Source organism: Bacillus sp. 491mf, assembly GCF_900112415.1.
Taxonomy (GTDB): domain Bacteria; phylum Bacillota; class Bacilli; order Bacillales; family Bacillaceae_G; genus Bacillus_A.
Window position 1 is genome coordinate 1 of the sequence record NZ_FOLV01000067.1, and the last position, 11,282, is coordinate 11,282.

At 37.9% G+C, this 11,282-nt stretch carries 8 protein-coding genes and 4 tRNA genes; 10 read left to right on the forward strand and 2 right to left on the reverse strand.

Annotation, left to right across the window (positions count from 1 at the left end):
• The first annotated feature begins 19 nt into the window (after positions 1-19).
• The 4 genes from BM211_RS24835 to BM211_RS24850 all read left to right on the forward strand — a co-directional run bounded on the left by BM211_RS24835 (position 20) and on the right by BM211_RS24850 (position 352).
• A tRNA-Ile gene (locus BM211_RS24835) sits at positions 20-96 on the forward strand.
• Positions 97-99: 3 nt separating this feature from the next.
• Positions 100-174: transfer RNA gene (locus BM211_RS24840), tRNA-Asn, on the forward strand.
• Positions 175-182: 8 nt separating this feature from the next.
• Positions 183-273 (forward strand) — tRNA-Ser (locus BM211_RS24845).
• Positions 274-280: 7 nt separating this feature from the next.
• A tRNA-Glu gene (locus BM211_RS24850) sits at positions 281-352 on the forward strand.
• Positions 353-454: 102 nt separating this feature from the next.
• On the opposite strand, the gene BM211_RS24855 is transcribed toward BM211_RS24850, so the two are convergent.
• Both BM211_RS24855 and BM211_RS24860 read right to left on the reverse strand, forming a co-directional pair.
• Positions 455-754, reverse strand: a complete 300-nt coding sequence (locus BM211_RS24855; RefSeq protein ID WP_091000083.1) for a hypothetical protein — start codon at positions 752-754, stop codon at positions 455-457.
• 91 nt (positions 755-845) lie between these two features.
• On the reverse strand, positions 846-1,070 hold the full coding sequence (locus BM211_RS24860; RefSeq protein ID WP_035432613.1) for a hypothetical protein: 225 nt from the start codon (positions 1,068-1,070) through the stop codon (positions 846-848).
• 338 nt (positions 1,071-1,408) lie between these two features.
• Between BM211_RS24860 and BM211_RS24865 the strand changes: the two genes are divergently transcribed.
• The 6 genes from BM211_RS24865 (at position 1,409) to BM211_RS24890 (ending at position 10,975) form a co-directional block, all read left to right on the forward strand.
• The gene (locus BM211_RS24865) at positions 1,409-2,353 is read left to right on the forward strand and encodes an L-lactate dehydrogenase (RefSeq protein WP_035432495.1); all 945 of its coding nucleotides are present in this window, start codon (positions 1,409-1,411) and stop codon (positions 2,351-2,353) included.
• Positions 2,354-2,701: 348 nt separating this feature from the next.
• Positions 2,702-4,609, forward strand: a complete 1,908-nt coding sequence (gene glgB, locus BM211_RS24870; RefSeq protein ID WP_091000085.1) for a 1,4-alpha-glucan branching protein GlgB — start codon at positions 2,702-2,704, stop codon at positions 4,607-4,609.
• A complete protein-coding gene (locus BM211_RS24875) occupies positions 4,557-5,687 on the forward strand; it encodes a glucose-1-phosphate adenylyltransferase (RefSeq protein WP_035432498.1) in 1,131 nt (376 codons plus the stop codon). Before glgB ends, BM211_RS24875 begins: the two co-directional genes overlap by 53 nt.
• Positions 5,688-5,880: 193 nt before the next feature.
• Positions 5,881-6,909 carry a GlgC family sugar phosphate nucleotidyltransferase gene (locus tag BM211_RS24880; protein ID WP_035432500.1) on the forward strand — a complete coding sequence of 343 codons (1,029 nt, stop codon included), beginning with the start codon at positions 5,881-5,883 and terminating at the stop codon, positions 6,907-6,909.
• A gap of 84 nt (positions 6,910-6,993) precedes the next feature.
• The gene (gene glgA, locus BM211_RS24885) at positions 6,994-8,499 is read left to right on the forward strand and encodes a glycogen synthase GlgA (RefSeq protein ID WP_091000087.1); all 1,506 of its coding nucleotides are present in this window, start codon (positions 6,994-6,996) and stop codon (positions 8,497-8,499) included.
• Positions 8,500-8,620: 121 nt separating this feature from the next.
• On the forward strand, positions 8,621-10,975 hold the full coding sequence (locus BM211_RS24890) for a glycogen/starch/alpha-glucan phosphorylase (protein WP_371261908.1): 2,355 nt from the start codon (positions 8,621-8,623) through the stop codon (positions 10,973-10,975).
• Positions 10,976-11,282: the final 307 nt, after the last annotated feature.

Sequence of the window (11,282 nt, forward strand, 5' to 3'; positions counted from 1 at the left end):
TTCACCCGCTTTTTACTAGGGGCCTATAGCTCAGCTGGTTAGAGCGCACGCCTGATAAGCGTGAGGTCGATGGTTCGAGTCCATTTAGGCCCACCATATTCCGCAGTAGCTCAGTGGTAGAGCTATCGGCTGTTAACCGATCGGTCGTAGGTTCGAGTCCTACCTGCGGAGCCATATAATATAGAGAAGTACCCAAGTGGCTCAAGGGGCTCCCCTGCTAAGGGAGTAGATCGCTTACGCGGTGCGAGGGTTCGAATCCCTTCTTCTCTGCCATAATTTTGGCCCGTTGGTCAAGTGGTTAAGACACCGCCCTTTCACGGCGGTAACACGGGTTCGAATCCCGTACGGGTCATACTAAAGAGATAGCATGTGATGCTATCTCTTTTTTTATTTGTCTTGTAGTGATTAATAATGTATCCTCGATCTTACTTTCACTTTCTCATAAATAATAATGTTAAAGTACAATTGCATCAATGCGTTCGCAATTAACGAGGACAATGCGCCCACTATTATTTAGAAATGTAGCAAGACCTGTGCTAAAGTGAAACCCTGCAAAATTTGAAACGGTTAATGGCACGCCATTAATTATAATTTCGTTTACTTTTTTTCCTAACTGAAAGGTGTTTAAAAGGTAACAAATATCTTCAACATATTTTTCTTTATTTTTTATATATAAAGATTGTATATCTGTATCCTTTACTAAATTTGGGTTAAATATTTTAGGGCTAGCAATATGGTTTATGAAAATTGACATGGTTCTTTCCCTCTTTTTCTTTTGTATATTTCGGATGGAACTATATGTTGAAATGATAAAAGAGAGCTTCAAAAAAGCTCTCTTTTATCAACTAGCTTGCCTCAATTCGAAGCGCTTGAATATCGCGGCAATCTATAAGGATTACGCCGCCTGCTTCATCTCCTTCTGTATCTACAAACGTTGCACAAAAGTTCTGAGGATTAAAATTAACAAAAGTAACATCATCTATAAAGTTTCCATTTAGAAAAATATCTACTTCTGTACCAGGCTGTAAAGTTTCGAGTTGCTCACAGACGCATTTTGTATGCTTATTTATATCAATCAACGCCTTTCAAAATAAATTTTTAATTCAATATATAATATATTTCTAAGCTGAAAAAAGGTGTGGACAAATTATATACAGTTTTGAAGGGAATAGTATGTGAAATTAGGCGTGTATAGATGAAATTGAGATGGATTCCACATTTGATACAATAACTTTCCCCTATCTGTGAAATAATTCACAAATAGGTCAAAAAAATGTGAATACATTCACAAGTAATCGTGCTACAATATGAATGTAAACAAGATAAACAACATAAAAATAGTATTTTAATTATTAACTTAAATGACAATGATAATAATGAGATTGGAAAATAGAGAGGGGATTTTACCATGAAAAAAGGTATTAACCGCGTAGTATTAGTAGGAACAGGAGCTGTAGGTTGCAGCTATGCATATTCTATGATTAACCAAGGTGTAGTTGAAGAGTTTGTTCTTGTTGATGTAAACGAAGCAAAAGCAGAAGGCGAAGCGATGGATTTAAGCCATGCGGTTCCATTTGCGCCAGCTCCAACAAAAGTTTGGAAAGGTAGCTATGCAGATTGTAAAGATGCAGATCTTGTTGTTATCACTGCTGGATTACCACAAAAGCCAGGTGAAACTCGCTTAGATTTAGTTGAGAAGAATACAAAAATTTATAAACAAATCGTTCGCGGTATTATGGATAGTGGATTTGATGGTATTTTCTTAGTTGCAACTAACCCAGTGGATATTTTAACTTATGTAACTTGGAAAGAATCTGGATTACCAAAAGAGCGCGTAATTGGTTCTGGTACAACTCTAGACTCTGCTCGTTTGCGTTATATGCTAGGTGAGTATTTAGAGGTAGACCCACGTAATGTACATGCGTATATCATTGGTGAACATGGTGACACAGAGCTTCCTGTATGGAGCCATGCTACGATCGGCGTACAAAAGCTAGAAACAATCTTAGCGAACAATGAAAAGTACAACCAAAGTGATTTAGATGAAATCTTTGTAAATGTTCGAGATGCTGCTTATCATATTATTCAACGTAAAGGCTCAACTTACTACGGTATCGGTATGGCACTATTACGTGTAACGAAAGCGATCCTAAACAACGAGAACAGCGTATTGACAGTATCTGCATATCTTGAAGGGCAATATGGACAACAAGATGTTTACATAGGTGTTCCAGCAGTTATCAACCGTCAAGGTGTTCGAGAAATTGTAGAGCTTGAATTAAATGCAGAAGAAGAATTGAAATTTGATCATTCTATAAAAGTGTTAAAAGAAACTATGGCACCAGTACTATAATTCAAATTGTATAAATCCCTTTCCGGCCTCCCCTATATCCTTTTTGCCGGAAGGGGTTTTTTTATGTTTTATTTGAATGGAAAGTAATAACAAAATAGAGCAGTAGATCTTTTTCTTCCCCACTAAAAAATTATTCTAAAATAAAGCGTTTACAATGAATATTCGCCAAAATTCGATATTTTTCGGTTAAATTTCATGAAATTATCGCAGATTTCTATAAATAAACGAATGTTTTTTATAAAATCGCAAGGATATTTCAATTTACTGAAGAATAGTAATAACGTATTTAAAATTCTGTCATCATGTGAGGTGAACATAGTGATTGAGACGAAATGTAATGTGAAAGACATGTTATTGTTCCATGAAGAAAAGTTTTATGATAGCTACGAGATTCTTGGTGCTCATTTGACGATGGAAAATGGAATGGAAGGTACACGTTTTTCCGTATGGGCACCTCATGCACAAGCTGTGAGTATTGTGGGAGATTTTAATGAGTGGAATTGCGAGATACATGAAATGATACGAGTGACTGAGAAAGGGATTTGGTCTTTATTTATACCGAATATTTCTCAGCAGGAATTATACAAGTATGCCATTCAAACACGAGAAGGGCATACGCTTTTAAAAGCAGATCCGTATGCAATGTGTGCTGAAGTTCGGCCCAATACGGCATCCGTTGTTTACGATATAAAAGGATATGAATGGAAAGATCAGAAGTGGTTCCAAAAAAAGAAACGAAAGTCCATCTATAACGAAGCAATAGCCATTTATGAACTTCACTTCGGTTCGTGGAAAAGGAAAGAAGATGGGGCTTTTTTTTCTTATAGGGAAATGGCAGATGAACTTATTCCATATGTAGCGGAGCATCAATTTACTCATGTGGAAATTATGCCGCTCGTTGAACATCCATATGACCGCTCTTGGGGATATCAAGGAACGGGATATTATGCGCCGACTAGTAGATACGGAACGCCACAAGATTTTATGTATTTTGTCGATGAATGTCACAAATATGGGATCGGTGTCATTTTAGATTGGGTACCGGGACATTTTTGTAAAGATGCTCATGGGCTTTATTTGTTTGATGGAGAACCGACGTATGAATATAAAGATCTTGATGTGCAAGAAAACCGTGTATGGGGGACGGTGAATTTTGATTTAGGAAAACAAGAAGTGCGAAATTTTCTTATTTCAAATGCGCTGTTTTGGATGAGGTTTTATCATATTGACGGTTTTCGGGTAGATGCGGTTGCGAATATGTTGTATTGGGAGCGAAGTGGGGGGCAGGAAAGCAATGAACATGCGGTGGCGTTCTTGCAACAGTTAAATGAAGCTGTATTTAAAGAAGATCCTACTTTCTTAATGACTGCAGAAGATTCAACAGCATGGCCGCTTGTAACAGCACCGACGTATGAAGGTGGACTTGGCTTTAATTATAAGTGGAATATGGGCTGGATGAATGACATTTTAAAATATATGGAATGCGCGCCGGAGTATCGGAAATATATTCATGACAAAGTAACATTTTCGCTGCTGTACGCGTATTCTGAGAACTTTATTTTACCTTTATCGCATGATGAGGTTGTACATGGGAAGAAGTCGCTGTTAAATAAAATGCCGGGTGATTATTGGTCCAAATTTGCGCAGCTTCGTTTATTGTACGGCTATTTATTTACACATCCAGGGAAGAAGCTTCTCTTTATGGGTGGCGAGTTTGGACAATTTGATGAATGGAAAGACCTTGAAGACTTAGATTGGAGTTTACATGACTTTGAGATGCATAATTGTATGCATGATTATTTCAAGGAGCTCATAGCATTGTATAAGCGCTCCAAGCCGCTTTGGCAGCTTGACCATACACCGAAAGGATTTCAGTGGATTGACGCAGATAATCGTGAACAAAGTGTTTTTTCATTTATTCGACAAGGCGAAAGAGAAGAGGATCTTCTCGTTATCGTTTGTAATTTTACGAGCGCGGTGTATGAAAGCTATAAAATTGGTGTACCAGCATTTCGTTATTATAACGAAATTTTAAATAGCGATAGTTCTACATATGGCGGTTCAGGAAAAATGAATAAGAAGCGATTAAAGGCGATTATGGAACCTTATCATAATCAGCTTGCACATGTCGAAATGACAATACCACCATTTGGAATATCAATTTTACGACCAGTGAAAACACGAAAGGGGAGTAGTAAACAAGATGGTTCAAAAGCAGAAGTGCGTAGCAATGTTATTAGCAGGAGGAAAAGGTAGTCGTCTAAGTGCATTAACAAAAAATTTAGCTAAGCCAGCTGTTCCATTTGGGGGGAAATATCGCATTATTGATTTTACATTAAGTAACTGTGCGAACTCTGGTATCGAAACAGTCGGGATTTTAACACAATATCAGCCGTTAGAGCTGCATAGTTATATCGGTATTGGAGATGCATGGGATTTAGACCGTGTAAATGGAGGGGTTACTGTACTGCCTCCTTATGCAGAGTCTTCAGGTGTGAAGTGGTATACAGGAACGGCAAGTGCCATTTATCAAAATTTAAACTATTTAAAGCAGTATGATCCAGAACATGTTCTCATTTTGTCTGGAGATCATATTTATAAGATGGACTATGCCAAAATGCTTGATTATCACATAGAAAGAGAGGCAGATGTCTCTATTTCTGTTATTGAAGTGCCTTGGGATGAAGCGAGCCGCTTTGGCATTATGAATACGAATGAGGCGATGGAGATTGTTGAATTTGAAGAAAAGCCGCAATTTCCAAAAAGCAACTTAGCTTCAATGGGAATTTATATTTTTAATTGGGCTATTTTAAAAGAGTATTTAGAAATGGATGCAAGAAATCCGGAATCTAGTAATGACTTCGGGAAAGATGTGATTCCACTTTTACTAGATGAAGATAAAAAACTTGTTGCATACCCATTTAGCGGGTATTGGAAAGATGTTGGAACAGTGAAGAGCTTATGGGAGGCAAATATGGATTTGCTTCAGGAAGATTCATCGCTTAATTTATATGATCTTGATTGGAGAATTTGTTCTGTAAATCCGAATCAGCCGCCGCAATATATTGCACCATCAGCGGAAGTGGAAGAATCGTTAATTAATGAAGGCTGTGTTGTTGAAGGGAATGTGCAGCATTCTGTATTGTTTCAAGGAGTAATTGTAGAGGAAGGAAGCCGAATTGTCGATTCCGTTATTATGCCAGATGCTAAGGTTGGAAAGAATGTTGTGATTGAGCGGGCTATTGTTGGACCAGGAATGGTTATTCAAGATGGGACAATTATTCGGCCGGAGAAAAATATAGAAGATGTTGTGTTAATTGCAGAGGAAATGTAAGGTGAGATGTTTGCTGTACAAGTGAAAAAAGACTTGATACCCCCCCTTTCTTTTTAGGGGAGCAAGAGCGTCTGGCCGTGTGTAGTAGCGGTCACAACGGATTTATATATAAATGGTTATTGGAAACAATTTAATTTTTTATGGACGGTTATTTTACTTTCTGTTAGAGCGTGACGAAAAGGGGATGAGATGAGTGAGAGAATCAATGTTAGGAATTATTAATGCGACAGAGAATTTCCCATCATTGCAGCAAGTAACGAATCATCGTTCGGTGGCGGCATTGCCGTTTGGTGGACGTTACCGTTTAATAGATTTTATGCTTTCGAATATGGTAAATTCTCATATTCATAGTGTAGCTATTTTCACAAGTCATAAAAATCGTTCGCTCATGGATCATCTCGGTTCTGGGAAACAGTGGGATTTAGATCGAAAACGCGACGGCTTATTTTTATTTCCTCCAAATTGTCAATGTGCTCAAGATGAGTTTGGATCATTTGCACATTTTAGCAGACATATTGACTACTTTTTACGTAGTAAGCAAGAATATGTGGTCATTACAAACAGTCATGTTGTCACAGCGCTTGATTTCCAATCTGTATTAGAACGTCATTTATATACAAACGCACATATTACGGAAGTATGTCACCGTGGTCAGTCGCTTCAGACATATATACTAAAGAAGGAGTTATTGCTACATTTGTTTGAGACGTATCAAGAGACGGGCTATTATAGCTTACTTGACATTGTCAAAGAAAAACGAAACACTTCATTGCGTATGGAAAGTTATGAGCATACTGGTTATGTGGCAGTCATAGATTCAATTGAGAGTTATTATAAACATAGTTTAGAGATACTGCAGCCGCACATTTGGAAGCAACTCTTTAAAAAAGAGGCGCCAATTTTTACGAAAGTAAAGGATGAGCCGCCAACAAGGTACGGAAAAGAGGCAAGTGTACATAATGCGATGATAGCTAACGGCAGCATTATTGAAGGGGAAGTAGAAAGTAGCGTTGTCTTTCGTTCTGTAAAGATTGGAAAAGGTTCTATCGTTCGTAATAGTGTTATTATGCAAAAGAGTCAAATTGGAGAGAATTGTATACTAGATGGTGTCATCCTTGATAAAGATGTAAAGATTGAAGATGGAACAATATTAACAGATGCAAGTGATCCAGTGGTTGTAGAGAAAGGAAAGACTCAAAGTAGTAATGTAACAATTCATTAAGATAAGAATTGAGAGGAGGAATCTGCATATGCGGCATAGGGAAATGTTTTACCTATGCTTAGCTATTGCGGAGAGACAATTACAGTGAATATTTTATTTGCGGTATCAGAGTGCGTACCATTTATTAAGTCGGGCGGATTAGCAGATGTAGCCGGGGCGCTTCCGAAGGCATTACAAAAGCTTGGGATGAACGTGCGTGTTATGCTTCCATATTATAGTTTAATTCCGAAGCATATAAGAAAAAAATGTGTGCTTCATAAAGTGATTACGGTTCAGCTCGGTTGGCGTAATCAATATTGCGGTATTTTGAAAATGAAACAGGAAGGAATTACGTATTACTTTATCGACAATGAGTATTACTTTAAACGTGATTCCATATATGGTCATTATGATGATGGCGAACGTTTTTCATTTTTCTCAAAGGCTGTATTAGAATGTATTCCGCATTTAGACTTTGAAGTAGATGTTCTGCATTGCCACGATTGGCATACAGCGATGGCAAACTTTTTATTGCGAGAAAAATATCGTGAGCAGCCATTATATGAAAAGATAAAGACTGTTTTTACGATTCATAATTTGCAGTTTCAAGGTGTGTTCCCGCGCGTTGTTATGCATGATTTGTTAGAGCTTGGTGATGAGTATTTTCATAGTGAACAACTTGAGTTTTACGGCAACATTAACTTTATGAAGGGCGGAATTATTGCTTCTGATATCATTACAGCGGTAAGTCCGACATATAAAGAAGAAATTCAATATTCGTTTTTCGGAGAGAAGCTAGATGGTTTATTGCGCAAATATAACGATAAACTTGTTGGGATTGTAAATGGAATTGATGATGTGTTGTACAACCCACAGAATGATCAAGCGATAGCGGCAATGTATGATGCAAATTCGCTTTATAAAAAAAGAAAGAATAAACGCGCTTTGCAGCGTTATTTTGGATTACCAGAAAAAGAAGATGCACCAATTATTGCAATGGTTACACGTTTAACGAAGCAAAAAGGATTAGATTTAGTACGCCATGTTTTTCATGAAATGATGCAAGAAGATGTGCAGTTTATTGTGCTTGGATCGGGTGATAAAGAATATGAGCAGTTTTTTGAACAAATGGCATATGATTACCCAGATAAAGTGAAAGTATATATGGGGTTTCATGAAGAACTGGCACATCAAATATATGCCGGCTCCGATTTATTTTTAATGCCATCTTTATTTGAACCGTGCGGTCTTGGGCAACTTATTGCTCTTATGTACGGTACGATTCCAATTGTGCGGGAAACTGGCGGTTTAAATGATACCGTTCAATCGTATAATGAAGCTACAAATGAAGGAAATGGTTTTAGTTTTACGAACTTTAATGCGCACGATATGCTGCATACAGTGCAGCGTGCCCTGCATTATTATCACGACAAAAAAGTATGGCAGTCTCTTATGAGACGTGCGATGACAGAGGATTATAGCTGGAAGCAGTCTGCTGAGAAGTATAAGGAGCTATATGAAAGCTTGTCTACTATCAATCAAGAACCACCAGCTAAGAAGGAAGAAAAGAAGAGTAATCATAAGCAACCAATTCTTTCTGTTATCAAGTAGTAGGATAGAGCTAACCAGCAGTGGAGAAACCATTACTGGAAGTTTCACTTTGGAAGAGGTGAGAAAGTTGTTCTCAAACACAGAGAATTTTAAAGCTGCGTTTTTAGAAAAGCTAGAAACAATGTATGGAAAAAGTTTTAAAGATTCAACTGTGCAAGATCAATATAATACGCTCGGTCATATGGTACGTGAATATATTAGTCAGCGCTGGATTGGGACGAATGAACGGTATCGAACAGATAATCAGAAGCAAGTATATTACTTATCTATTGAGTTTTTATTAGGGCGTTTGTTAGGAAGTAATATATTAAATTTAGGAATACGCGATGTATGTGAACGAGGATTAGAAGAGCTGGGAATTTATTTGCAAGATCTTGAAGAAATGGAAGCGGATGCTGGACTTGGAAATGGCGGCCTCGGCCGTTTAGCAGCCTGTTTTCTTGATTCACTTGCTTCATTAAATTTACCAGGGCACGGGTGCGGGATTCGCTATAAGCACGGTTTGTTTGATCAAAAAATTGTGGATGGTTATCAAATTGAGTTGCCGGAGCAATGGCTGCGGCACGGGAATGTTTGGGAAGTGCGAAGACATGACCAAGCAGTGGAAGTTAGTTTTTGGGGACAAGTTGACACATTTCAGTCTGGTGAGCGTCTTGAGTTTCGGCATATCAATACAGAGACGATTATGGCTGTACCGTATGATGTACCTGTTGTTGGGTATAAGACAAGTACTGTCAATACGCTACGCCTTTGGAGTGCGGAGCTTGTTCCATTTCCGCCAAACTGCAAGGATTTATTGAAATATAAACGGGAAACAGAAGCAGTCTCGGAGTTCTTATATCCAGATGATACGCATGATGAAGGGAAAATACTTCGCTTGAAACAGCAGTATTTTCTTGTGTCGGCAAGCTTACAAAATATTGTGCGGTTGCACCGGGAACGAAATGGTACGCTTTGTAATCTACATGAGAAAATTGCCATCCATATTAATGATACGCATCCAGTTTTAGCAATTCCAGAATTAATGCGTATTTTGCTTGATGAGGAAAAGATGAGCTGGGAAGATGCGTGGTACGTTACAACACATACAATTTCTTATACAAATCACACAACCTTATCGGAAGCGCTAGAAAAATGGCCAATTCACATTTTTGAACCGTTATTACCACGCATTTATATGATTGTACAAGAAATTAATGAGCGCTTTTGCCATGAGTTATGGGAACGCTATTCGTATGATTGGAGCCGCATTGAAAACATGGCAATCATTGCTCATGGGCTTGTGAAAATGGCGCATTTGGCGATTGTGGGGAGTCATAGTGTGAACGGCGTTGCGAAAATTCATACGGAAATATTAAAGCAACGAGAAATGCGTTTGTTTTATGAGTTTTATCCAGAGAAGTTTAACAATAAGACAAATGGAATTACGCATCGGCGCTGGTTATTAAAGGCAAATCCGCAACTATCGAGATTAATTTGTGACACGATTGGAACGGATTGGGTGAAAGACACGGAGCAACTGCAAGCTTTAGGAAATTATAAACACGATACAGCGTTCTTAGTTGAGCTTTACAATGTAAAACAAGTGCGAAAAGAATTGTTAATGAAACGGATTGAAAAGCAAACTGGTATTGTTGTGGATCCGTATTCTATTTTTGACGTACAAGTAAAACGTCTGCACGCTTATAAGCGCCAATTGTTAAATGTCCTGCATATTTTATATTTGTACAATCGTTTAAAAGAAGATTCTAGTTTTTCCTTTTATCCGCGTACATTTATTTTTGGTGCAAAGGCATCGCCTGGTTATTATTATGCAAAAAAAATTATTAAACTCATAAATGAATTGGCGCGAAAAATAAATGATGATCCGTATGTTAGACAATATATGAAAATTATTTTTCTAGAAAACTATCGCGTTTCACTTGCTGAAGATATTTTTCCAGCCGCAGATGTGAGCGAACAAATTTCAACGGCAAGTAAAGAAGCGTCAGGAACTGGAAATATGAAATTTATGATGAACGGTGCGATAACGCTAGGTACATTAGACGGTGCGAATGTTGAAATTAAAGAGGCAGTTGGAAATGATGGTATTTTCATTTTTGGCTTAACGGCTGAGGAAGTACTGCATTATTACCAAAATGGCGGATATCGTGCTAGCGATTATTATCATCATGATATGCGTATTCAAAAAGTTGTTAATCAGTTGACGAATGGCTTTTTTGAAAATGCGGGCGATGAGTTTGAAGCCATTTTTGATTCTTTCCTTATTCAGAACGATGAATATTTTGTTCTTCGGGACTTCGCACCATATGCAGATATGCAAGAAAAAATTGGAGAAACATATGAAGATCGAAAAAAATGGTTGGAAATAAGTACGATGAACATTGCAAAATCTGGTCATTTTGCAAGTGATCGAACAATTTTGCAGTACAGTCATGATATTTGGAGAATTACAGAAGAGATGAGGGCGAGATAAGGGTAAACTTCCAGCAGTAGGGAGAGTGCCTACCGATATATCGGCGCTTCGACACGGTTTAAAGACCCTTCGCCGTTGTTCGGCATAAAAAACGACTTGGAATTTTCCAAGTCGTTTTACTTTATCAGAGAAATAGAATATAGACCCACTTTGATTTTCCAACATATAAAGTGAAACTTTAATCAGTGGGGGTTTTCTTCATCCCCCACTGATTATCAGCCCTCACCAATCGGGCTTTTACGGGCAGTTTATCTCCCGCCTAACTTCTTAAGAAAAGCGGAAGCGGCTCGTTCAGAATCGCAGGACG

What these genes read in the sequence shown, in the direction of transcription:
- BM211_RS24855 (WP_091000083.1), bottom strand. Translation starts at nt 754, where the DNA reads ATGTCAATTTTCATAAACCATATTGCTAGCCCTAAAATATTTAACCCA.
- BM211_RS24865 (WP_035432495.1), top strand. Translation starts at nt 1,409, where the DNA reads ATGAAAAAAGGTATTAACCGCGTAGTATTAGTAGGAACAGGAGCTGTA.
- glgB (WP_091000085.1), top strand. Translation starts at nt 2,702, where the DNA reads ATGTTATTGTTCCATGAAGAAAAGTTTTATGATAGCTACGAGATTCTT.
- BM211_RS24875 (WP_035432498.1), top strand. Translation starts at nt 4,557, where the DNA reads ATGGTTCAAAAGCAGAAGTGCGTAGCAATGTTATTAGCAGGAGGAAAA.
- BM211_RS24890 (WP_371261908.1), top strand. Translation starts at nt 8,621, where the DNA reads ATGTATGGAAAAAGTTTTAAAGATTCAACTGTGCAAGATCAATATAAT.